Source organism: uncultured Microbacterium sp., from assembly GCF_964244775.1.
GTDB lineage: Bacteria > Actinomycetota > Actinomycetes > Actinomycetales > Microbacteriaceae > Microbacterium.
Genome location: NZ_CAXTJR010000001.1, coordinates 70,102 through 92,071 on the forward strand (window position 1 = coordinate 70,102; position 21,970 = coordinate 92,071).

Annotated in this window: 20 protein-coding genes and 1 pseudogene; 8 read left to right on the forward strand and 13 right to left on the reverse strand. The window is 68.8% G+C overall.

What is annotated here, in order from left to right; all coding sequences use genetic code 11:
• Window positions 1–119 precede the first annotated feature (119 nt).
• Window positions 120–656, reverse strand: coding sequence for a GNAT family N-acetyltransferase (locus ACFE6Z_RS00325; protein WP_375383710.1), 537 nt, complete (start codon window positions 654–656; stop codon window positions 120–122).
• Here ACFE6Z_RS00325 and ACFE6Z_RS00330 point away from each other — a divergent pair.
• Window positions 622–1,059 (forward strand): MarR family winged helix-turn-helix transcriptional regulator, encoded by a 438-nt coding sequence (locus ACFE6Z_RS00330; RefSeq protein WP_375383711.1) that lies wholly within the window; start codon window positions 622–624, stop codon window positions 1,057–1,059. The two genes, ACFE6Z_RS00325 and ACFE6Z_RS00330, sit on opposite strands and share 35 nt — an antisense overlap.
• A 28-nt stretch (window positions 1,060–1,087) precedes the next feature.
• Here ACFE6Z_RS00330 and ACFE6Z_RS00335 read toward each other — a convergent pair whose 3' ends face one another.
• From ACFE6Z_RS00335 to ACFE6Z_RS00345, 3 genes are read right to left on the reverse strand one after another with little or no spacing between them, the layout of a single operon-like run.
• Entirely contained in the window at window positions 1,088–1,366 is a 279-nt protein-coding gene (locus ACFE6Z_RS00335; protein WP_375383712.1) for a DUF6510 family protein, read from the reverse strand.
• The gene (locus ACFE6Z_RS00340; protein ID WP_375383713.1) at window positions 1,363–2,127 is read right to left on the reverse strand and encodes an FAD-binding oxidoreductase; all 765 of its coding nucleotides are present in this window, start codon (window positions 2,125–2,127) and stop codon (window positions 1,363–1,365) included. The genes ACFE6Z_RS00335 and ACFE6Z_RS00340 overlap by 4 nt, the downstream gene beginning before the upstream one ends.
• Complete coding sequence (locus tag ACFE6Z_RS00345) at window positions 2,124–2,714, reverse strand: molybdopterin-dependent oxidoreductase (RefSeq protein WP_375383714.1); 591 nt, start codon at window positions 2,712–2,714, stop codon at window positions 2,124–2,126. Before ACFE6Z_RS00345 ends, ACFE6Z_RS00340 begins: the two co-directional genes overlap by 4 nt.
• Window positions 2,715–2,788: 74 nt before the next feature.
• Here ACFE6Z_RS00345 and nhaA point away from each other — a divergent pair, with 74 nt between their 5' ends.
• Together nhaA and ACFE6Z_RS00355 are read left to right on the forward strand one after the other, a co-directional pair.
• Window positions 2,789–4,642, forward strand: coding sequence for a Na+/H+ antiporter NhaA (gene nhaA / locus ACFE6Z_RS00350; RefSeq protein ID WP_375383715.1), 1,854 nt, complete (start codon window positions 2,789–2,791; stop codon window positions 4,640–4,642).
• A gap of 145 nt (window positions 4,643–4,787) precedes the next feature.
• Window positions 4,788–7,370, forward strand: a complete 2,583-nt coding sequence (locus tag ACFE6Z_RS00355; protein ID WP_375383716.1) for an ATP-dependent Clp protease ATP-binding subunit — start codon at window positions 4,788–4,790, stop codon at window positions 7,368–7,370.
• Between the two features lie 146 nt (window positions 7,371–7,516).
• Here ACFE6Z_RS00355 and ACFE6Z_RS00360 read toward each other — a convergent pair whose 3' ends face one another.
• Complete coding sequence (locus ACFE6Z_RS00360) at window positions 7,517–8,581, reverse strand: class I SAM-dependent methyltransferase (protein ID WP_375383717.1); 1,065 nt, start codon at window positions 8,579–8,581, stop codon at window positions 7,517–7,519.
• 194 nt (window positions 8,582–8,775) lie between these two features.
• Here ACFE6Z_RS00360 and ACFE6Z_RS00365 point away from each other — a divergent pair, with 194 nt between their 5' ends.
• The 5 genes from ACFE6Z_RS00365 to ACFE6Z_RS00385 all read left to right on the forward strand — a co-directional run bounded on the left by ACFE6Z_RS00365 (window position 8,776) and on the right by ACFE6Z_RS00385 (window position 13,257).
• A complete protein-coding gene (locus ACFE6Z_RS00365; protein WP_375383718.1) occupies window positions 8,776–9,573 on the forward strand; it encodes an LLM class flavin-dependent oxidoreductase in 798 nt (265 codons plus the stop codon).
• Window positions 9,574–9,585: 12 nt separating this feature from the next.
• Window positions 9,586–10,011 carry a hypothetical protein gene (locus tag ACFE6Z_RS00370; RefSeq protein WP_375383719.1) on the forward strand — a complete coding sequence of 142 codons (426 nt, stop codon included), beginning with the start codon at window positions 9,586–9,588 and terminating at the stop codon, window positions 10,009–10,011.
• Between the two features lie 156 nt (window positions 10,012–10,167).
• Window positions 10,168–11,040 carry an LLM class flavin-dependent oxidoreductase gene (locus ACFE6Z_RS00375; RefSeq protein WP_375383720.1) on the forward strand — a complete coding sequence of 291 codons (873 nt, stop codon included), beginning with the start codon at window positions 10,168–10,170 and terminating at the stop codon, window positions 11,038–11,040.
• A gap of 227 nt (window positions 11,041–11,267) precedes the next feature.
• On the forward strand, window positions 11,268–12,788 hold the full coding sequence (locus ACFE6Z_RS00380; protein ID WP_375383721.1) for an ATP-dependent DNA ligase: 1,521 nt from the start codon (window positions 11,268–11,270) through the stop codon (window positions 12,786–12,788).
• 67 nt (window positions 12,789–12,855) lie between these two features.
• Complete coding sequence (locus ACFE6Z_RS00385; protein WP_375383722.1) at window positions 12,856–13,257, forward strand: hypothetical protein; 402 nt, start codon at window positions 12,856–12,858, stop codon at window positions 13,255–13,257.
• A 91-nt stretch (window positions 13,258–13,348) separates the two neighbouring features.
• Here ACFE6Z_RS00385 and ACFE6Z_RS00390 read toward each other — a convergent pair whose 3' ends face one another.
• From ACFE6Z_RS00390 to ACFE6Z_RS00425, 8 genes and pseudogenes are all read right to left on the reverse strand, one after another.
• Window positions 13,349–14,470 (reverse strand): substrate-binding domain-containing protein, encoded by a 1,122-nt coding sequence (locus ACFE6Z_RS00390; RefSeq protein WP_375383723.1) that lies wholly within the window; start codon window positions 14,468–14,470, stop codon window positions 13,349–13,351.
• A 42-nt stretch (window positions 14,471–14,512) separates the two neighbouring features.
• A complete protein-coding gene (gene mmsB, locus ACFE6Z_RS00395) occupies window positions 14,513–15,847 on the reverse strand; it encodes a multiple monosaccharide ABC transporter permease (protein WP_375383724.1) in 1,335 nt (444 codons plus the stop codon).
• Window positions 15,844–17,364 (reverse strand): multiple monosaccharide ABC transporter ATP-binding protein, encoded by a 1,521-nt coding sequence (mmsA, locus tag ACFE6Z_RS00400; RefSeq protein WP_375384612.1) that lies wholly within the window; start codon window positions 17,362–17,364, stop codon window positions 15,844–15,846. Before mmsA ends, mmsB begins: the two co-directional genes overlap by 4 nt.
• 194 nt (window positions 17,365–17,558) lie before the next feature.
• Window positions 17,559–18,566, reverse strand: coding sequence for a LacI family DNA-binding transcriptional regulator (locus tag ACFE6Z_RS00405; protein ID WP_375383725.1), 1,008 nt, complete (start codon window positions 18,564–18,566; stop codon window positions 17,559–17,561).
• A gap of 103 nt (window positions 18,567–18,669) precedes the next feature.
• Window positions 18,670–19,395, reverse strand: a complete 726-nt coding sequence (locus ACFE6Z_RS00410) for an OST-HTH/LOTUS domain-containing protein (protein WP_375384613.1) — start codon at window positions 19,393–19,395, stop codon at window positions 18,670–18,672.
• 9 nt (window positions 19,396–19,404) lie between these two features.
• Window positions 19,405–19,965 (reverse strand): annotated as a pseudogene (locus ACFE6Z_RS00415) (NYN domain-containing protein); the annotation flags it as partial.
• Window positions 19,966–20,011: 46 nt separating this feature from the next.
• On the reverse strand, window positions 20,012–20,992 hold the full coding sequence (locus ACFE6Z_RS00420) for a Gfo/Idh/MocA family protein (RefSeq protein WP_375383726.1): 981 nt from the start codon (window positions 20,990–20,992) through the stop codon (window positions 20,012–20,014).
• A 19-nt stretch (window positions 20,993–21,011) separates the two neighbouring features.
• Window positions 21,012–21,953, reverse strand: a complete 942-nt coding sequence (locus ACFE6Z_RS00425) for an NADP-dependent oxidoreductase (RefSeq protein ID WP_375383727.1) — start codon at window positions 21,951–21,953, stop codon at window positions 21,012–21,014.
• Between the last annotated feature and the right edge of the window lie 17 nt (window positions 21,954–21,970).

Sequence of the window (21,970 nt, forward strand, 5' to 3'; positions counted from 1 at the left end):
CGCCTACTCGATCTCCGCAGGGGTGCGGCGCTGGCGCGCCTACTCGATCTCCGCAGGGGTGCGGCGCTGGCGCGCCTACTCGATCTCCGCAATCGGAGCCGGGACGTCGGCAGCGAGCCTCAGTCGCGCTTGGGCAGCTCCTGCAGCGTCCACCTGTTGCCGTCGGGATCGGCGAACGTGACGAATCTGCCCCACGCCTGCTCGTCGACGCCCTCTGCCTCGGCTCGCATCGCGTGCAGGTGTGCCAGAGCCTCGTCTGCGTCCGGCACGACCACCTGGATCGTGTTCTGCTTCCCGGGCTCGAGCGTGATGCCCAGGCCCTCGCCGAACGCGATCGAGCACGCCGAACCCGGGGGAGTCATCTGCACGAAGCGCAGTCCGTCGAAGGGCACCTGGTCGAAATCGGCATGGAAACCGATCCGCTCGTAGAACTCCTTGGCCCTGTCGACGTCCGTCACCGGGACGAAGATGAGCTCGATCTTCCAATCCATCGTTCTCTCCCTCGAGCTTTCGCGTAGATCACACGCTACGCGCGGGCCCCGACATCCGCCGGCCGTTCCCCGGTGACTAACATGGGCAGGCACGCGCGAAACGGATGCAGAAAAAGGGGCAGGAGGCGAAGTGGCCACAGAGCGACCCCCCTTCAGCCCGGTCATCGCGCTGCTGACCGTGTCGGCGGTGTGGGATGCTCAGCTGAACGCCGCCCTCCGTGACCTGGGTCTCACCACGCGCAAGTACGGTCTGCTCGCGCACGTGCAGGCGAGGCCCGGCATCTCGTTCAGCGAGCTGGCCCGCCGATCGCAGATCACCGTGCAGACTGCCCACACCGCCGTCCGCTCACTCGCCGACGACGGACTGGTCGCCGATGCGATGGCGCTCGCCGGTGCAGCATCCGATCTCCGCGTCACCGAGAAGGGTGCGGCGGCGCTCGCCGAGGCCGACGCGCGCCTCGCCGGGCTCGACGCTGCGCTGATCGCCGCGGATCCTGAGCTGACGGGGGCCCTCGAAGGCCTTCACGAGGAGCCGATGCGCGGGTCTGCGCCAGAGCAGGGCCGCTGATCGGCCCGCCGGGCGATAGGCACAGCCCTCAGGGCGCGGGCATCTCGAGGGCGGCGACCCCTGGCATCCCGAACCATCGCCGACCGTCGTCGGTGTGGACCGTGGTGGCGAGCACGCCCTCGCACGAGGCGCACCGGGCGACCAGGCCCATCGCCGAGACATAGACCAAGGCTCTCGCGAGCACGTCGACCGTGCCGCAGTGCAGGCACCGCGCCTCGCGGGCGGTGAGGTCTGCACCGAGGGCGTCGGCGAGGACGCCGGCCAGGGCGTTGCCGTCGAGGTGCCCGGCACGTATAGGGCTCATCATGCGCCTCCGAATCGCTCGGTGCGGATGGATGACCCGCGGTGTCCTGCCGCCGTCAGCCAATCGGCGACGGTCTCGACGAAGGTCGTCGGCCCGCACACATAGACGAGAGGATCGGATGCTGCGGCCCACACCGCTGTGTCGAGTCGCTCACGTGTCACCCGACCCGTGACCCCCGCCCACCCCGCTGGTGCCTGCCGCGTGTAGACGTAGTCGACCTCGACGGCGGAGGGGGCGAGGGCGGAGAGTTCGCGGCGGAAGAAGACGTCGTCGGGAGTGCGCACCGAATACAGCAGCCGGAAGGGGCTCTCGTTGCCGGCTCGCGCGTGCGCCTCGGCGATCGCGTAGAGCGGCACGACGCCCGAGCCGCCGGCGATCAGCTGGACCGGCCGGGGGTCGCCGCCGGGCTGCCAGATGAAGAACGCGCCCAGGGGCCCGTGAAGTTCGAGCCGATCGCCGACCTGGAGATCGTGCACGAGGAAAGGCGATACCTCTCCGTCGGGTACTTCGTCTACGGCCAGCACGACCTGCGTGCCCTCGCCCGATGACGCGAGGGAGTACGAGCGCGACGCCTGGTAGCCGTCCGGCGCGGTGAGGCGGACGTCGATGTGCGCCCCGGCATCATTGCCCGGCCAGGTCGGCACCTCGAGGGTGATCCGGCGCGCACTGGAGGTCTCGGGCACGGCTGCCACCACGGTGGCGGCATGCCACGCTGCGGAGCGGCGAGGGGCAGCGGGTAGCTGCGAGCCCCGTGGTGGTGTCACCAGTAGCGCTCCTCTTTCCACGGATCGCCGTGCAGGTGGTAGCCGTTCTGCTCCCAGAAGCCCGGGTCATCGCGCGGCATCGTCACGAGGCCCCGGATCCACTTCGCGCTCTTCCAGAAGTACAGGTGGGGGACGAGCAGGCGTGCGGGCCCACCGTGCTCCGGGTCGAGCGGCGCGCCGTCGGCCTCGAACGCGATCCAGCTCTTCCCGCCGAGCAGGTCGTTCAGCGGAACGTTGGTGGTGTAGCCGCCGTAGGAGTGCGCCATGACGAAGCCGTGATGGGTCTGCACCTGCGCGAAGATCGTGTCCAGCGATACGCCCCGCCACGGCATCTCGAGCTTCGACCAGTGCGTGACGCAGTGGATGTCGGCGCTGATGTCTTCGATTCCGAGGGCGCGCAGCTCATCCCATGACCAGCGGTGGGTGCCGTTCTCCGTGGTGAGCGTGAACTCCCACTCGTCCGTCGAGATGCGCGGCGTCGGGCCGGCGGACAGGACCGGCCAATCGGGGGCGAGGGTCTGACCTGGTGGCAGGCGCGGATTGCGTTCCCGCCGCCGACCGGTGAACCCCCGGGTGATGAAGGACATGCGAACCCCTTCCGTCGGGTTCACCCTAGCGACAGATCGCCCCGATCATCACCCGGAGGCACCAGGATGGAGGCGTGACCAGCACCTCGCTCCTGCCGGCGCGTCCGCAGCCCGACCCCTCGGCGTCGAAGAAGAAGAGGAAAGCGCCCGGCGGCGACCAGTTGTCAGCCGCTCTGATGCTCGTGGGCACCGCGATCGCCATGCTGTGGGCCAACCTGCCCGGCGACACCTACGACGAGTTCTGGTCGATGCCGATCGGGCTCTCGATCGGCGACTGGGCGGGCGTGTTCACGCTGCACCAGTTCGTCAACGAAGGTCTCATGGCCTTCTTCTTCTTCCTCGTCGGGCTCGAGGTCAAACGGCAGCTCACGATCGGAGAACTGACCGACCGATCGCGTGCAGCCGTGCCCATCGTGGCGGCCGTCGCGGGCCTTATCGTCCCCGCGCTGATCTTCGTGTCGTTCACCGCCTCGACCGGCCACGCGCAGGCCTGGGGCATCGTCATCTCCACCGACACCGCTTTCCTGATCGGCGCGCTCGCGATCATCGGCCCGAAATACCCGTCCCGCTTGCGCACGTTCCTCCTCACGCTCGCCGTGGTCGACGACATCGGCGCGCTGCTGGTGATCGCGCTCTTCTACTCCAGCGGGATCAGCCTGTGGCCCTCTCTCGCGGCGATCGTGATCATGGTGCTGATCGCTCTGGTGCGCTTCCTGCCGGAAGGACGCGGCTTCACCTATACGGTCCTCGGCATCGCGCTGTGGATCGCGGTGCTGCTCGCCGGTATCCACCCGACGCTCGCCGGTGTCGCGGTGGCGCTGCTGATTCCCGTGTTCTCGCCGCGCCGCGGCGACGTCGAGCGCACGGCCGAGCTGTCGCAGGCCTTCCGCGAGTCGCCGAATCCGATGTACGCAGCGGCGGTCACCCGGAGCCTGCGCGACTCGTTGTCGATCAACGAGCGGATCGACAACGGATGGCGTCCGTACATCGCCTACGGCGTCCTCCCGTTCTTCGCCCTTGCCAACGCGGGCGTGAAGCTCGACGGTCAGGTGCTCCTGGAGGCGTTGGCCTCGCCGGTGAGCTGGGGAATCGTCGTCGGGTTGGTGGTCGGCAAGTTCGTCGGCATCACCGGCGCGACCGCCCTCATGCGCGCGCTCGGCAGGGGGCAGCTCGCGCCGGGACTCGGAATGAACCGGATTGCGGGCGGAGCCACGCTGTCGGGCATCGGTTTCACCATCTCGCTCTTCATCGTGCCGATCGCGATCGCCGACCCGCACACGCAGGACCTCGCGCGGGTCGGCGTGCTCGCAGCATCCGTCACCGCCTTCTTCCTGGGGTGGGCGGTCCTCTCGATCGGGGATCGATTGCGGCCGCCGCAGGCGATCGGGGCCAAGCTCGCCCGCCCGATCGACCCGACTCGCGACCACCTCCGCGGACGGATCGATGCGCCGTACAAGATCGTCGAGTACGGCGATTTCGAGTGCCCGTTCTGCAGCCGTGCGACCGGATCGGTCGATGCGGTCGTCGAGTACTTCGGCGACGATGTGCTCTGGGTCTGGCGGCACCTTCCTCTCGACGCCCCGCACCCGCACGCGCAAGAGGCGGCGCAGGCGGCCGAGGCTGCGGCCCTGCAGGGCAAGTTCTTGGAGATGGCCAGGAAGCTGTTCGCGCACCAGGACGCACTCGAGACCGATGACCTCTGCCGCTACGCGGAGCAGCTCGGGCTCGACGGCGACAGGTTCGCCTCCGACTTCGGCTCGCCGTCCGTGCTCCGGCGCATCCAAGACGACCGGCTCGATGCCGAGCTCATGGATCTGCATGCGACTCCCACATTCTTCGTCAACGGGATACGGCACAGAGGCCCGTATGACTCGGCCAGCCTGATCCGCGCGCTGCAGGCGCCCGCACCGCAGCCCGCGAAGCGCTGATTCTCTTCCGAGCCGATTTGCCCGAGTCGATTTGCGGAGCCGACTTGCTCGGAATACTCCGTGAGACTGGGTGTTGAAGTTGATACAGAGGCGCTCAAGTTCATAAACTTGATGCCTTGGCACTCAAGTTTCATGAGGAGGACTCGTGCCCGAAGACTTCACCCCCCAGAGCGACGAGAACGGCGCCGGTGCGTTCGATGAGTTCCTGGCCCGCTACATGGCCGGTGAGCGCGCCCGCGAGGCGCGCTCGATCGACCTCAGCAGGTTCTTGAGCAGTCGTACGCAGTCGATCCTGCAGAACGCGGGGCGATTCGCCCTCGAGCGTGGCCAGCGTGAGCTCGACGCGCTCCACGTGCTGCGCGTGATCGTGCAGGAGGCGCCCGCCGACGACGCGGTACGCCGCGTCGGCGCAGACCCGCGTGCCATCGTGCGTGCCGTCGAAGAGCGCCTCCCTGCGCCCACCGATCCTGCCGAGCTCGACGGGGCGATGATCGCGCCGTCGGTGCAGCGCGCGCTGTTCCACGCCTACCAGGTGGCTCGGGCGTCGGGCTCGACCTACGTCGACCCCGAGCACCTCTTCTTCGCGCTCGTCATCGCGCAGGATTCCCCGGCCGGCCAGGTGCTGGCTCAGGCCGGCGTCACCGCCGAGGCCCTCACCCAGGGCGCCCGAGAGACGGTCACGCCGAGCGGAGCCACCTCGAACGAGGAGAAGACGGATGCCGCGGCATCCGAGACTCCGATGCTCGATCGTTTCGGAACCGACCTGACCGCCCGTGCCATGGCCGGCGAGCTCGACCCGGTGATCGGGCGTCTCGACGAGATCGAGCAGACCATCGAGATCTTGAGCCGTCGCACGAAGAACAACCCCGTGCTGGTCGGCGAGGCCGGCGTCGGAAAGACCGCGATCGTCGAGGGCCTGGCCCAGGCCATCGTCGCCGGCACCGTGCCCGAGCAGCTGCGCGGCAAGCGCGTGATCGCGCTCGACCTGCCGGCGATGCTCGCCGGCACCCGGTACCGCGGAGATTTCGAGGAGCGCCTCACGAGCACGATGGACGAGGTCGCCGCCCACAAGGGCGAGCTCATCATGTTCATCGACGAAGTGCACACCGTCGTGGGCGCCGGTGGCGGCGGCGAAGGCGCGATGGATGCCGGCAACATCCTCAAGCCGCGTCTCGCGCGCGGCGAGCTGCACCTGGTGGGTGCGACGACGCTCAAGGAGTACCGCGTCATCGAGAAGGATCCCGCGCTCGAGCGCCGCTTCCAGCCCGTGCGGGTCGGCGAGCCGTCGGTGCAGAACGCCGTGCTGATCCTGCGCGGACTGCGCTCGGCGTATGAGGATCACCACGCCGTCACCTACACCGACGACGCGCTGCGCGCTGCGGTGGAGCTGTCGGATCGCTACCTCAGCGACCGTGTGCTGCCCGACAAGGCGATCGACCTGATCGACCAGGCGGGCGCGCGGCTGCGGCTGCGCCTCGGCATGACCGTCGATGTCGGTGCGCTCGTCGCCGAACTCGCCACCCTCGAGGCCGACAAGAACGCCGCGGTCTCTGGGGAGCACTACGAGGAGGCGTCGCGCATCCGCGACGCGATCGCGGACGTGCAGACGCGGCTGGAGGCGGCGACGTCCGGCGGCCCTTCGACAGGCTCAGAGACCGTCGCGTCTGCCGATGCTGTGGTCGATGAAGCGCAGATCGCCGCCGTGATCAGCCGGGCCACCGGCATCCCGGTCAATCGCCTCACCGAGACCGAGCGCGACCGTCTCGCCCTTCTCGAGGACGAACTGCACGCCCGCGTGATCGGACAGGATGACGCGGTCACCGCTGTCGCCAAGGCCGTGCGCCGCAACCGCACCGGCATGGGCGACTCGCACCGACCGGTCGGATCGTTCCTGTTCCTGGGCCCCACGGGTGTCGGCAAGACCGAGCTCGCCAAGGCGCTCGCCGGGTCGCTCTTCGACGACGACACGGCCGTAATCCGCTTCGACATGAGCGAGTTCGGCGAGCGGCACACCGTGTCGCGCCTGGTGGGTGCCCCTCCGGGATACGTGGGGTACGACGAGGCCGGGCAGCTCACCGAGCGCGTGCGGCGCAACCCCTACTCGATCGTGCTGTTCGACGAGATCGAGAAGGCCCACCCCGACGTGTTCAACCTGCTGCTGCAGGTGCTCGACGACGGGCGTCTGACCGACGGGCAGGGGCGCACGGTCGATTTCCGCAACACCGTGATCGTGATGACCTCGAACCTCGGCAGCGAGTTCCTCGCGTCGCGCTCAGGCGCCATCGGCTTCATCGCCGACGGCGGCGGAGCGACCGGGTTCGGCAGCGACAAGGATCTGCGCGATCGCGTGATGGGCAAGCTGCGCGAGGCGATGCGGCCCGAGTTCCTCAACCGCATCGACGAGATCGTCCTGTTCCGCAAGCTCGCCGTCGATCAGCTGCGCGAGATCGTGGGGCTGCTGCTCGGTGCGACCCGCGCCCGCCTCGCCAAGCGCGACGTCGAGCTCGAGGTGACGGCGTCGGCGATCGATTGGGTCGCCGAGAACGGCTACGAGCCCGAGTACGGTGCGCGACCGCTCCGCCGTGTGATCCAGCGTGAGGTCGACGACCGCATCGCCGACCTGTTCGTCAGCGGTGAGCTCGTGGACGGCGGGTCGGTGACGGTGGATGCTGTCGCCGGTGCGCTCGTCGTCCGCACCACGCTCGTCGACGTGGCGCAGGCCGCGTAGGTTCGTCGTTCCGCGCAAGGCGCCGTCGGGATTCCCGGCGGCGCCTTCGCGTGCGTGCAGGTGTCTTCTGTTCTGTCGGCGGCAGCGGTTCGGCAGCGGGTCGGTTGGGGGTCAGCGGCGGGTCGGTGGGTCGGTTGGGCTGGGGGTCAGCGGCGGGTCGATGCCGCGACGGTGAACTTCGCGTTGCGGGCGACCTGGCGGGTCGGTCCGACGATGCGCTCGAGCGCGGAGCGATAGGCGAGCGGCGAGTTCCACACCGTCCACAGCTCGCCCCCCGGCCGCAGGGCGCGTGCCGCATCGGCGAACAGCCAGAACGCGAGCCGCTCGTCGACAGCAGCCCCCTCGTGGAACGGCGGATTCAGCGCGATGAACGCCGCGCTGCCGTCTGGGCGACTCGCGAGTCCGTCGTCTCGGACGACCTGCACCCGCTCGGCGATGCCGTTCGCTGCCGCCGTGGCGCGGGCCGAGGTGACCGCGGCCGACGACCGGTCGGTCGCAAGCACCGTGATGTCGGGATGCTGGAGCGCCAGCCACACGGCGACGACGCCGGTGCCGCACGCGAGGTCGACGACGTCGCCGCCTTCCGGGAGCCGTCCGGGAAGGTTCTCGATGAGGAACCGGGTGCCGATATCGATCGAGGTGCCCGCGAACACCCCGCCCAGGGCCGAGACGACGATCGGTTCGGAGAGGCCGGGCAGGTTGTGGCGGGCGGTACGGGGCATGGGATCGGCGCCGTCGTGGGGGCCGCGCGCGATCAGCACCCGCGACTTCTGGCGCGCGTGGGTCACGTCCACGGTCGTGAAGTACTCGCGCAGCACGTCGTTCATCGTGAGCGACATGTGCTTGATCCGGCCGCCGGCGAAGACGACGACATCCGGGCGCGCGTGCGCGGCGATGAGACCGGCGATATCGCGCAGCGCATCGAGCGACCGGGGGAGTCGCACCAGCACCGTGCCGGCATCCGTCACGAGCGCGGGGTCGAGCCCCAGTGAGCGGGCGCGGTCCGGGTCGGCGACGGCATCCCGCAGCGTCCATTCGGCCGTGACGGAATCCTGGTGCACGCGCACGTGGCCTGCTCCATCGCCGAGCACGGCGCGCGTGAGGGCTCCTGATTCGTCGCCGATCACGACGAATGCACCCGGCGGAGTCGTCGCGCGTGCCGACGCCGACTCGTCGAGGATCAGCCGGTCCGCAGCATCCGCATCGATCACCGCCCCACGCTAGCGCGAGAGCCGGGATGACGTGAGAGCACACCGGGCTCCGCAGTGCACCTGGAACGGCCGCAATGCCCCTCGATTCCCGCAATGCACCCTCGGTCGAGGGTGCATTGCGACGGTCGAGGGTGCATTGCGACGGTCGAGGGTGCATTGCGACGACCAGAGGTGCGGCGTGGGATGCTCGGAGGATGACAGAACAACACGGCGTGGTGTCGATCGGCATCGCCGGATCCCTCGGACCGGAGGCGGGTGCCGCGGTCGCGGAGGCTGCCGAGCGCGCGGGATTCCGCGGGCTCTGGGTGAACGACACGCCCGGCTCCGATTCGCTCGCCGTGCTGGCGGCGGCCGCCGCATCGACCGAGCACCTCGTGCTCGCGACGGGCGTGATCCCGGTGGATCGCCGCCCCGCCGCCGAGATCGTCGCCGCCGTGCAGCGGCTCGGGCTCCCTGAGGATCGCTTGATTCTGGGCATCGGCGCCGGGAGCACCCGCGTCGGCGCGCTCGACCTGGTCGGCGAGCAGGTGCGACAGCTCACGGCGGAAACCGGTGCGCGGGTTCTCGTCGGTGCACTCGGCCCCAAGATGCGTGCCCTGGCGGCAGAACACGCGGACGGCGCGCTGCTGAGCTGGCTTACGCCCGCACGCGCGGCAGAGCAGGCGCGACAGCTTCGGGATGCTGCACCCCAGGGCGCCGGTCACGTCGCCCTCTACGCGCGCACGGCCGTCGACCCCCGCGCGATCGCGCGACGCGACGAAGAGGCGCGCCGCTACGCGACCTATCCCGCCTACGCGGCGAACTTCGCCCGGCTCGGCATGGACCCGCTAGCCACGGTCCTCCCCGCCCCCGATGAGGATCTGGCGGCAGGAGTCGCCGCCTACACGCAGAGCGTCGACGAACTCGTTCTCCGGGTGATCACGGCATCCGACACGCTCGATGAGCATCTCGAGTTCATCGAGGCCGCCCGCCGTGCGCTGGATGCGAGCTGACAGGATGAGCCGATGAGCCGCCACCACCGTCGTCGGCGCCGTTCCCCAGCATCCGAAGCCGTGCGGGTCATCGCCCGCGTCGTCCTCGCCGGCTTTCTCGTGTATACGGGACTCTCGCACCTGTTCTGGGGTCGCCGCGGCTTCCGTATCGCGGTGCCCGACTGGGCGGTCCGGCAGTCGCACCTCGATAAGGACGCGATCGTCGTCGCGTCGGGGGCGGTCGAGATCGCGCTGGGCGCGGCGCTCGTGGCGCTCCCCGCCGAGCGGGCACGGGTCGGCGCGCTGACCGCGGGGTTCTTCGTCGCGGTGTTCCCGGGCAACGTCCACCAGTGGCTCACCGGCAGGCCCGCCCCGATGATGCGCACCGACATGTCGCGTTTCGGCCGGCTCTTCCTGCAGCCTCTCCTCGTCGCGTGGGCCCTGTGGGCCGGCTCCTGAGCCCGCGCCCGCGCGTGCCTGAGCCCGCGCCCGCGCGTGAGCCCGAGCGGGCGCGGGCGCGAGAAACCACATCGGCGCTGAGACGACACGTGACGCGTGATGTCTCGTCGCGGATGTGGTTTCTCGGGGGTCTGGAGGCCATGGCAGAGTGGACGGATGCCACGCATCGGTGCGATCTTCACTCCCTCCTTCCCGCCCGAGGCGCTCCGCGGCGCCGCGCAGGCCGCCGAGGCCGAGGGCGTGCCCGAGCTGTGGCTCTGGGAGGACTGCTTCCGCGAGTCGGCGTTCGCCGCAGCATCCGCCGCCCTCGCCTGGACCGAGCGACTCAAGATCGGCATCGGGGTCGCCCCCATGCCGTTCCGCAACGTCGCGGCGCTGGCGATGGAGATCGCGACTATGGAGCGACTCTTCCCCGGCCGGCTCATCCCCGGTGTCGGCCACGGAGTGCTGTCGTGGATGGGTCAGATCGGGGCACGCGTCGCCTCGCCGCTCACCCTCATGCGCGAGTACGTACCGGCGCTGCGGTCGCTGCTCGCGGGCGAAGAGGTCACGTTCGCGGGGCGCTACGTGTCGCTCGATCAGGTGCGGCTCGACTGGCCGCCCGCTCAGGCTCCGGTCGTCATGGCAGCGGGGGAGGGACCCAAGACCGTGCGCCTGACGGGCGAGGTCGCCGACGGCACGATCCTCCCGGACGGGAGCAGCCCGGATCGCGTCGCACGCACGCTCGCGCTCGCCCTCGAGGGGCGGACCGCGGCCGGACGCGCCGGGTCGCACGAACTCGTGGTTTTCGTGATCGCCGCCTTCGGAGGCGAAGAGGCCCGCACCGCTGTCATCGACCAGCTCCAGCGGACGAAGGGCGAGGTCGACCCGGCGCTGGTCGTCGCCGGCGCCCCCGAGGAGGTGGCAGCGGCCGTCGCGCCGTTCTTCGACGCAGGAGCCACCGCCGTCATCCTCCAGCCGCGCGACGGCGAACCGGACCTGAACGCGTTCCTGGCCGGCGTCGGAGCAGTGTCGCGGCTGTACGCCTGAGCCCTGGCGCCTAGCCCTGGGCGACGGAGCCCGAGTGACCGAGCCCGAGTGCGCGAGAAACCATATCGGCGCTGAGACGACACGTGCCGCGTGATGTCTCGTCGCGGATGTGGTTTCTCGGGTAGTTGCGGAGGCCCGGACAACGGGTCGCCCGGGCGACATCGGGCGACACGCGGCGACATGGGACGACGGGTCGCGATGTCGGCGGTCGGTGGGAGACTGCGGGGATGCTGTTGGCTGAGCTCGTGACGACGTCCGATCTGGTGGGGTCCACATCGTCGCGCACGGCGAAATCGGCCGCGCTCGCCGCGCTGCTGCAGCGGTTGGAGACCGAAGAGATCGCCCCGGCGGTGGGGTACCTTCTCGCCGCACCCCGCCAGGGGCGGGTCGGCGTCGGCTGGCGGGGGCTGGCCTCGCTCGAGGTCTCGCACGCCGAGACGCCCACGCTCACCGTCGCAGACACCGACGCCTTCCTCGACCGGCTGGTGGCGGCATCCGGAGCCGGGTCGGCGGCGACGCGCAGCGAACTCCTGTGCGAGTTCGCGGGCCGGGCGACCTCTGCAGAGTGGTCGTTCGTGTCGCGCGTGCTCCTCGGCGAGCTGCGCACCGGCGCACTCGAGGGTGTGCTGCTGGACGGCATCGTCACCGCATCGCAGCGGCCGACGGCATCCGTCCGCCGCGCAGCGATGCTCTCGGGCGACCTCGGCGCGACCGCGGTCATCGCCCTGACGGGTTCGCCCGAAGAACTCGACGCCGTCGGTTTGGTCGTGGGTCGCCCCGTCCTGCCGATGCTCGCCTCGACGGCGGCGTCCGCGGGCGATGCGATCGCCGTCACCGGCGCGGCCTCGGTCGAGTACAAGCTCGACGGCGCTCGGATCCAGGTGCACCGCGACGGCGACGAGGTGCGCGTGTTCACACGCAACCTCGCCGACATCACCCATCGCGTGCCTGAGCTCGTCGAGGTCGTGCGCGCCTTTCCCGCCGACCGGCTGATCCTCGACGGCGAGACGCTCTCGCTCGACGAGGACGGCGGCCCCCGCCCCTTCCAAGACACGATGTCGAGGTTCGGATCCGAGACGGCGCGGGCGATCGCGCTGCAGCCGTGGTTCTTCGACGTGCTCCACGTCGACGGCCGGGATCTCATCGACGAGCCGCTGTCGGTGCGGCTCGACGAACTCGAGCGGATCGCGGGCGGGTTCCGGATGCCGGGCATCCGGACCTCTGATGCGGATGCCGCGGAGCAGCTGTCGCGCGAAGCTCTGGCCGCCCGCCACGAAGGCGTGGTGGTCAAGGCGCTCGACTCGCCGTACACCGCCGGTCGACGCGGCAAGAGCTGGATCAAGGTCAAGCCGGTGCACACCTACGACCTGGTCGTGCTGGCCGCCGAATGGGGGTCGGGCAGGCGCACGGGGCTGCTCTCGAACCTGCACCTCGGCGCGCTCGATCCGACCGGCGAGTTCGGCGAACCCGGCGGTTTCGTGATGGTCGGCAAGACGTTCAAGGGGCTCACGGATGAGCTGCTGCGGTGGCAGACCGAACGGTTCCCGCAGCTGGAGACCCGGCGCACCGCCTCGACGGTCTACATCGAGCCGCTCATCGTCGTCGAGATCGCGATCGACGGCGTGCAGCGTTCGACCCGATACCCCGGTGGGATCGCGCTGCGGTTCGCGCGGGTCAAGGCCTACCGCGACGACAAGCTGCCGCGCGACGCCGACACGATTCAGACGCTGCGGGCGATGCTCGGCTGACGGGAGCGCATGCTCGAGCGGCGGCCCCGGACTGGACGAGCCCGAGACGTGCCGGTTGACTGAGCCCATGAAGAACTTCACTCGCTGGCTGCTCGCGTCCGGACTCGTCTTCGCGGGGCTCACCCACCTGTTCTGGGGCCGCAAGGAGTTCCAGGCGCAAGTGCCCGACTGGACGACGGAGCTCCTCCCGATCGACAAGGACGGCGTCGTGGTCGCCTCCGGCGCTGTGGAGATCATGCTCGGCGCGGCGCTGGTCGTGTTCCCGAAAGAGCGCCGGCGGATCGGCGCGATCCTGGCCGGATTCTTCGTCGCGGTCTTCCCCGGCAACATCGAGCAGTACACGAAGCGGCGCGACGGCTTCGGGCTCGACACCGACACGAAGCGGTTGGTGCGCCTCTTCTTCCAGCCGCTGCTGGTCGCATGGGCGCTCTGGTCGACAGCACCGCGGAGTACCGGCCTGAAGCGCTGAGTGCCCGGCTCGCGGTATCCGCTCGCCGATCAGGAACGACAAAGAGGGGCCCCGCTTGCGCGGGACCCCTCTGGCGAACCAGTCGATCGGATCAGCCAGCGGCCTTGACGATCGAGAGCAGGTTCGGGTTGTTGGCGTATGCCTCGGCCGCGTTCGCCTTCGTCACGATGACGGGCGGCAGCAGGTAGGCCGGGACGACCTTGACACCGTTGTTGTACTGCGTGGTGTCGTTGACCTCAGGAGCCTTGCCCTCCTGGAGGGACTGGATCATCTTGATGGTCTGGGCGACAAGCAGCGACGTGTCCTTGTTGATCGTCGAGTACTGCTCGCCGGCCATGATCGACTTGACCGACTCGGCCTCGGAATCCTGACCGGTGACCGTGAAGGTCGAGACGTCCTTGCCGGCCTGCTTCGCCGAGGTGAGGATGGCGCGGGCAAGAGTGTCGTTCGGGGACAGCACACCGTCGATCGTGGCGGCGGTGTAGTTGGCTGCGAGGAGCGAGTCCATCCGGCTCTGCGCGTTCTCAGCCTTCCAGCCCTGCGTTGCGGTCTGCTGGATGTCCTTCTGACCCGAGACGACGACGAGCGTTCCGTCGTCGATCTTGGGCTGGAGCACCGACATGGCGCCGTCGAAGAACACGGCGGAGTTCGCGTCATCCGGGGAACCCGAGAACAGCTCGATGTTCCACGGCGCAGCGTGGCCGCTGCGTGCCGCGAGACCGTCGAGCAGGGCCTGACCCTGCAGCTCGCCGACCTTGTGGTTGTCGAACGCGACGTAGTAGTCGACGTTCGGGGTGTTCTCGATCAGGCGGTCGTACGCGATGATCGTGACGCCGGCGTCGTGGGCCTGCTGCAGCTGAGTACCCAGCTGCTTGCCGTCCTTCGCACCGATGACGATGACCTTCGCGCCGTTGGTGACCATGGCCGAGATCTGGTTCTGCTGCTCGGCAACGGTGTTCGACGCGGGTGCGTACTGAACATCGGCGCCGAACCCGGCGTCCTTCAGGCTGGACTCGAACAGTCCACCTGCGAGCACCCAGTTCTCCGACGTCTTGTCGGGCAGGGCGATGCCGATCTTGGAATCGGCAGCGAACCCGGCCGCTGCTGCGGTCGATGCTTCATCGCTTCGGCCGCCGCTGGACGACGAGCATCCGGCGAGGGCGAGCGCGGCCACAGCAGTGAGTGCTGCTGCGGCAAGAGCGATCTTCTTCATTGATCCATCACTTTCTTCTCTTGGTTGGGAATTGTGAAGCTTCTAGCGCCTTCGGAGATCGGCCGGCTGGCTCGACTCGTTAGAGCTCGATGGAACGACTTCCGGGATATCCGGGAAGCCGTCGGTCTTTCGACGCCGCGACATCAGGAACCCGATGATCGAGGGGCCGCCCCGGCGCTTGCTGAGGACATCGACGGCGACGGCACCGAGGAGGACGAGGCCCCTGATGATCGACACCAGGTCGGCGCCGGTGCCCAGCAACTGCAGGCCGTTGTTCAGGAAGGCCATGACCAGACCACCGATGATGGCGCCGATCACCGTGCCGATACCGCCGGACACGGCCGCACCACCGATGAACACCGCCGAGATCGCATCGAGCTCCCAGCCGTTACCGTCCTGCGGACCGGAGGCCGTGGAACGGGCGACGAAGATCATTCCGGCCAGGGCTGCGAGCACCGACATGTTCATCATGACGAAGAAGTCGATCCAGCGATCCTTCACACCCGACAGTGTCGCGGCGAGTCGGTTGCCACCGACCGCGTAGATGTGGCGGCCGAAGACGGTGCGGTTCGTGATGAACGAGTAGAGGCCGACCAGCACCACGAGGATGATGCCCGAGATCGGGAAGCTCGTACCGGCGCGACCGGTCGCGAACAGCCACGCGACGAAAAGGATCGCGGCCGACAGCACGACGACCTTGGTGATCGACACCCACAGCGGCGCCGCCTCGGAGCCGGTCTTGTGCTGACGACGTCGGAGGCGGATCTCGTAGTAGACGATCCACGCGACGCTGAGCACACCGAGGAGCATCGTGAGGAAGTTGAAGTCGAACGGCAGCGGAAGCTCGGGGAGATAGCCCGCGCCGATCACGCCGAATTCGATCGGGACAGGAGTAGTCGTGGACTGGCCCACGACCTGGTTGAGCCCGCGGAAGATGAGCATGCCGGCCAGCGTCACGATGAACGCGGGCACCCCGACGAACGCCACCCAGAAACCCTGCCAGGCGCCGACCAGAGCGCCCACCACCAGGCCCAGCACGATCGCGAGGTACCAGGGCAGGTGCCAATCGATCATCGACTTGGCCACGACGATGCCGACGAACGCGGCGACCGATCCGACCGAGAGGTCGATGTGGCCCATGATGATGACCATCACCATGCCGATCGCGAGGATCAGGATGTACGAGTACTGATTCACGACGTTGATCAGGTTGACCGACGACAGCGTCAGCCCGTTCGTCATCAACTGGAAGAACAGGATGATCACGATCAGCGACGCGAGGATGCCGAACTGGCGCGCGCTCGACGAGCTGCCGCCGAACATCTTCCTGATGTCGGAGAATCCGCCCCGCTTGGAGGTGGGGGTCGTGTCGGTCATGCCTGTGCCTTCTGTCGGGTGGATGTCATGCTGCGCATGAGGTTCTCGGCCGTCGCGGTCGCCGTGGGGATGTCATCGGTGATCTGCCCCTCGAAGATGGTGTAGATCCGGTCGGTGATGCCCAGCAGTTCGGGCAGTTCGCTCGAGATGAGGATCACGCCCTTGCCCTGCGCCGCGAGGTTCTGGATGATCGTGTAGATCTCGTACTTGGCGCCCACGTCGATACCGCGGGTGGGCTCATCGAGGATGAGCAGATCGGGGTCGGTGAACATCCACTTGGCGAGGACCACCTTCTGCTGGTTGCCGCCCGAGAGCTTCGACACACCGACGTCGACGTTCGGAGTCTTGATGCGGAGGCGCTTGCGATAGTCCTCCGAGATCTCGTTCTCGGCATCGCGGTCGACGACCCCGGCGCGCGAGATCTTCCGCAACTTCGCCGACACGATGGACTGCTTGATGGTGTCGAGGAGGTTGAGCCCCAGGACCTTGCGATCCTCGCTCACGTACGCCAGGCCCTCGTCGATCGCGGCTTGGACGTTGCGCAGGACGATCTCCTTGCCGTCCTTGATGATCGTGCCCGACTCGTAGGTTCCGTACGAGCGCCCGAAGATGCTCATCGCCAGCTCGGTGCGGCCTGCGCCCATGAGCCCGGCGAGCCCCACGATCTCACCGCGACGAACGACGAGGTTCGAGTGCTTCGCAACGAGTCGCTCAGGGACCTGGGGGTGACGCACCGTCCAGTCGCGGACCTCGAAGAACACCTCGCCGATGTGTGCGGTGCGGTCGGGATAGCGGCTCTCGAGCGATCGGCCGACCATGCCGCGGATGATGCGGTCCTCGTCGACGCCGCCGGCACTGACGTCGAGGGTCTCGATCGTGCGACCGTCGCGGATGATCGTGATCGAGTCGGCGATCTGCTCGATCTCATTCAGCTTGTGGCTGATCATGATCGACGCGATGCCCTTGCTCTTGAGCCCCAGGATGAGGTCGAGCAGGTGCTGCGAGTCGTCTTCGTTCAGCGCGGCGGTGGGCTCGTCGAGGATGAGCAGCTTGACGTCCTTCGCGAGCGCCTTGGCGATCTCGACGAGCTGCTGCTTGCCCACGCCGATCGTCTTGATCTGCGTCTCGGGGTCGTCGTTCAGGCCGACGCGCGCGAGGAGGTCGACGGCCCGGGTCCGCGTGTCGGGCCAATCGATCACGCCGCGCTTCTCGATCTCATTGCCCAGGAAGATGTTCTCGGCGATCGATAGCTCGGGGATGAGCGCGAGCTCCTGGTGGATGATCGCGATGCCGGCCTGCTCGCTGGCCCGAATGTCGCGGAATTCGACCGTCTCTCCGCGGAACCAGATGTCGCCGCTGTAGGTGCCGTAGGGGTAGACCCCGGAGAGCACCTTCATGAGCGTGGACTTGCCCGCGCCGTTCTCGCCGCAGATCGCGTGGATCTCGCCGGCGTGGACCGTAATCGAAACGTGATCGAGAGCCTTGACTCCGGGGAACTCTTTCGTGATGGAGCGCATCTCGAGGATGGGCGTTGCGCTGGGCTCACTCACGGGCGGACTCCGTTGTCGGGTGGTACTCGGGGTTCAGGGGGCGAACGTGTGACCGTTCACATTGAGTCATGGTGCTCTCCTGAGACGCCGGTGTCAAATCTCTGGGATAACAGGATGGAAACGATATGCCCAGCGGCGTTCTCGGGTGCGAGCGCGCCGCTTCAGCCCGCCCGCGGCGGCGCGGTCGAGCCCCGCATGACCAGGCTGGTGGCTACCCAATCGTGCTCCGGAGCGGGTTCGCCGAGGAGGGTCGCGACAGCACGGCGACCGAGCATTCCGAAGTCCTGATGGATCGTCGACAGCGGCGGCCACACGTGTGCGGCGATCGGAATGTCATCGAACCCGACGACGCTCACATCCCCCGGGACGTCGAGCCCGGCATCCCGGAATGCATGCAGTAGACCGATCGCCATGAGGTCGTTCGCCGCGAACACCGCGGTGAAATCGCGTCGCCGCAGCAGCTCGTACCCGGCGAAGTACCCGAAGTCGGCCGTCCAGTCGCCGGCGATCGGCGGCATCGTTGGCAGGTCGGCATCCGAGACCGCCTCGAGGAATCCGCGCATCCGCGCATCGGCCTCGATCCAGTCCTGGGGCCCGGCGAGATGCACGATTCCCGTGTGGCCGAGCGAGATGAGGTGCTCCGTGGCGGCTTTGGCCCCCATGAGCTGGTGCGGGTCGACCGATCGCGCATCGCTCCCGACCGACTGCAGGCTCACGTAGGGAACGTCGATCTCCATCCCGGCGATGACGTCGAACGTGCGCGTCTGCGGCGCGCTGACGACGATTCCCTCCACGCCCTGGTCGAGCAGGATCCGCACGCCGTCCGCGATCGCCTCGGGCGTCGCTGCGGGAATGTTGGCGGTCGTGACGATGTAGCCGCGCTCGCGGGCGGCCTCCTGGAGCGCCGCGATCGCGGCGCTCGGACCGTACTCGCCCACGGTGGCGAGCAGCACACCGAGGGTGTGACTGCGGCTGGTGACCAGCATCCGCGCCGCTCTGTTCGGCTTGTAGCGGAGGGTCTCCATCGCACGTTCCACGCGCGAACGCGTCTCATCGCGGATGCTGTGATGATCGTTCAGCACCCGGGAGACGGTCTGGTGGCTCACGCCCGCCAGGCGCGCGACATCGCGTATGCTCGGCGCGCGGCCGCGCTCGAGATCGGACGACACTGGCACCTCGGGGGCTGGATGTTCACGGTCACATTCGCGACGTGGAGACCATTATGCACCCGAGTGGTCGCATGCCCCTTCGGGAGCGGTCCCAGTGCGGCGACTACTGCTCCCGGAGCCGCACCAGCCGCTCGTGGCCGGTCTCCTCGAGTTCGGCGATCGACTCGCGCGCCTTGACGAAGTCGGAGAACGAGCGGTATCCGAGCGCCTTCTCGCTGAACGACGGATCCATTCGGCGCATGTGCGTCTTGACCGCCGAGCTGTGCAGCCATTCCGCGTCGTCCTTGTCGTGCCCCAGGCGCAGCGCCCGATCCAGGAGTGCGGTGGCCGTCTCCTGCGGGTCTTCGGCCGGTTCGTCGGGCTGCGGCTCTTCGACAAGCGGCGTCGCGGCAGCCGCCTCGGCCGCGGCAGCGAGCGTTTTGGACGACACCCGACGATTGGTGCGCTTGGGTGCGACGCCGTCGAGTGCGCCTACCAGGGATGCCTCGACGTCGGACGCGCCCGAGAACGCCAGGGCCGTTCCGGGTGCGGCCGCGGCGGCGGCAGAGGCGGCTGTCGTTGCGCTCGCCGGTTCGGTGGGTGCGCTCCCCGGTTCGGTCGATCCGTCTGCGGCGGCCGGCGCGTCGGCGGAGATGGCCGAGTCGGCCGCGGCGGCGGCCGCAGCATCCGCTTTCGACTTCGCACCGGTGCGTCGTCCCGACGAGCGCGTCTTCGGCGCATCCTTCACCGGCGCGGCAGCCTCGTCTGTGGGCTCGCTCGACGCGGTTTCTTTCGCCACGGGCTCCTTCGCCGCGCGGCCGGAATGCTGATCTTTCGCGGGCGCGCGCACGATCGGCTTGACCCCGGGGAGCGAGTCGTACGCCTCGAACTCGTCGCACGCGGCGGCCAGCGACTTCGCGGTCGAACCGGCGACGCCCACACCGATCACGTAGCGGCCGAGCCGCTTGCAGCGCTGGGCCAGGGGCACGTAGTCCGAGTCGCCGGCCACGATCACCACGTGGGTGAGGTCGGGAAGCCGGAACATGTCTTCGACCGTGTCGACCGCGAGGCGGATGTCGGCGCCGTTCTTCGCGTACGCCGCGGCGGGGAAGAGCTGCACGAGATCGACGGCGCGGCCGACCAGCTGCGTGCGATAGATCGCGTTGACCGGCGATGACCAGTCGGCGTAGGCGCGGGTGAGCACGAGCGTGCCGAACGACGCGGCGAAATCGATGATCGCGCCGACGTCGATCGACGCGGCCGCGAGGCGCTCGGCGATCTCGGGTTCGGTGGGGTTCTCCGCGATGCGCTGCCGATCACGCGCATAGGAGTTCCGACCGTGCACGCGGTCGTACCACGACATCACGATGTTGTCGAAGTCGAGGTAGACGGCGACGCGGCCGCTCTGAGTGTCTGGCATGGTTCCAGTGTGTCACCCGCCCGACCGGCTCATCCGCCGGGGCCCGTCACTCGCCCGGGTACCGCACACCGATCTGCCGGCGGATCTCATCGAGGGTGCCCATGATCGCGACCGACTCGTCGATCGGGAGGATGTCGCCCTCCAGTCGGCCTTCTGCGACGAGGCGCTCTGCAGCGAACGCCTGGTACTGCATCCCTCGGCTGATCACGTCGGATTCGTACGATTCGAGCACCGTGCCGTCAGCGGCGACGACCCGGAACGAGGTGGGGGTGTACCAGACGTGGTCGATGTCGATGCGCGCCTCGGTGCCGAGGATCGTCGCCGTGTTCGGGCCGGCTGCGCGCGACGACGACAGCGTGGTGGCGATCTGCCCGCCCGGGTAGGTGAAGATCGTCGCGACCTCCTCATCCGCCCGCGTGGCCTGCAAGCGGGCCGACGCCTGGATGCCCGACGGCGCACCCAGAACGTCCCACGTGAACGAGATGGGGTAGATGCCGAGGTCCAGGAGCGCTCCGCCGCCGAGTTCCAGGGCGTTCAGCCGGTGGGCGGGGTCGGCGGTGATCTTCTGGGTGTGATCGGCTGTCACGGCGCGGATCTCGCCCAGCGTGCCTTCCGCGATGATCTCGCGGATGCGCACCATGTGGGGCAGGTAGCGCGTCCACATCGCCTCCATTGCGAGCAGGCCCTTCTCGGCGGCGAGATCGCGGATGCGCGCCGCTTCGGCGGCATTCAGGGTGATCGGCTTCTCGATGAGCACGTGCGTGCCGTTCTGCAGCGCGAGCACGGCGTTCTCGACGTGCAGCGGGTGCGGTGTCGAGATGTACAGGATGTCCACCTCGGGGTCGGCGGCCAGCGCCTCGTACGAGTCGTACGCGCTCGGGATGTCGAACTCGGCGGCGAAGGCATCCGCCGACTCCTGACTGCGCGATCCCACGGCGACGAGGTCGAGTCCTGCTGCGCGCAGGTCTGTGGCGAAAGCGTGGGCGATGCCACCCGTGGCGAGGATTCCCCAGCGAAGTCCGGTCATGTGAACGAGCGTAGCGAGGTTACGGCACCAGGATGATCTTGCCGTTCGCGCCCTCTTCGACGGCGCGATGGGCAGCGGATGCCTCGGCCAGCGGGAACGTGTCGCCCAGCTCGATCGAGAAGGCGCCTGCGGCAAGCAGCGCCAGGGCCACCGGGACCGCCTCGACACGCCAGGCCGACTGCTGCGGGGTCAGACCGATGGGTGAGCCACCGCCGAACGCACGGATGCCGAAGCCCGCAGCATCCCGCCCGCGCACGATCGTTGCGATCCGGGACTTGTCGGGCACGAGCTCGATCGACGTCAGGATCGCCTCGTCTGTTCCGGCGGCGTCGATCGCGACCGTCACGCCGCCCGGCGCGGCGGCGCGTACGCGGTCGGCGAGACCGTCTCCGTAGGCGACCGGAATCGCGCCGAGCGCTTCGATCCGCGCGAATCGCCGCGGCGAGGCGGTGGCCACCACCGTGGCGCCCCAAGCGACGGCGAACTGCACGATGGCCTGGCCGACGGCGCCCGAGCCGCCGTTGACGAGCAGCGTGTCGCCGGGGCCGACATCGAGCGACCGCACCGTCTGGTAGGCCGTGCCGACCGGAATGCCCAGAGCCGCGCCTTCGGCGGCGGACACGCCGGGCGGGCGGATCCACGCGTTCTTGGCGGCGACGACCACGTCGGTGGCGTAGGCGCCCTCGACGTCTTTGAGTGCGACCGGGTCGCCGGCTCGGAACCCGTCGACACCGGAGCCGACCGCGGTCACGATGCCCGCAGCATCCGATCCGACGTGGCGCGGCTCGCCGATCGTGTCCGAAGCCCGCAGACCCCCGCGGAGCTTGGCGTCGATCGGGTTCACGCCCGCAGCCTCGACGCGGACGACGATTTCGCCTTCCCCGGCGACCGGGTCGGGCACCTCGCTGAGGGTCAGGACCTCGGGTCCGCCGAATCGGGTGTAGACGATCGCATGGCTCATGTGGGGGCCAACGGCGG

Coding starts and splice junctions, on each gene's coding strand:
- ACFE6Z_RS00375 (WP_375383720.1), top strand. CDS start 10,168: ATGCCACGCATCGGTGCGATCTTCACTCCCTCCTTCCCGCCCGAGGCG.
- ACFE6Z_RS00385 (WP_375383722.1), top strand. CDS start 12,856: ATGAAGAACTTCACTCGCTGGCTGCTCGCGTCCGGACTCGTCTTCGCG.
- ACFE6Z_RS00370 (WP_375383719.1), top strand. CDS start 9,586: ATGAGCCGCCACCACCGTCGTCGGCGCCGTTCCCCAGCATCCGAAGCC.
- mmsA (WP_375384612.1), bottom strand. CDS start 17,364: ATGCGCTCCATCACGAAAGAGTTCCCCGGAGTCAAGGCTCTCGATCAC.
- ACFE6Z_RS00420 (WP_375383726.1), bottom strand. CDS start 20,992: ATGACCGGACTTCGCTGGGGAATCCTCGCCACGGGTGGCATCGCCCAC.
- ACFE6Z_RS00390 (WP_375383723.1), bottom strand. CDS start 14,470: ATGAAGAAGATCGCTCTTGCCGCAGCAGCACTCACTGCTGTGGCCGCG.
- ACFE6Z_RS00345 (WP_375383714.1), bottom strand. CDS start 2,714: ATGTCCTTCATCACCCGGGGGTTCACCGGTCGGCGGCGGGAACGCAAT.
- ACFE6Z_RS00335 (WP_375383712.1), bottom strand. CDS start 1,366: ATGATGAGCCCTATACGTGCCGGGCACCTCGACGGCAACGCCCTGGCC.
- ACFE6Z_RS00380 (WP_375383721.1), top strand. CDS start 11,268: ATGCTGTTGGCTGAGCTCGTGACGACGTCCGATCTGGTGGGGTCCACA.
- ACFE6Z_RS00425 (WP_375383727.1), bottom strand. CDS start 21,953: ATGAGCCATGCGATCGTCTACACCCGATTCGGCGGACCCGAGGTCCTG.
- ACFE6Z_RS00365 (WP_375383718.1), top strand. CDS start 8,776: ATGACAGAACAACACGGCGTGGTGTCGATCGGCATCGCCGGATCCCTC.
- ACFE6Z_RS00325 (WP_375383710.1), bottom strand. CDS start 656: ATGACCGGGCTGAAGGGGGGTCGCTCTGTGGCCACTTCGCCTCCTGCC.
- mmsB (WP_375383724.1), bottom strand. CDS start 15,847: ATGACCGACACGACCCCCACCTCCAAGCGGGGCGGATTCTCCGACATC.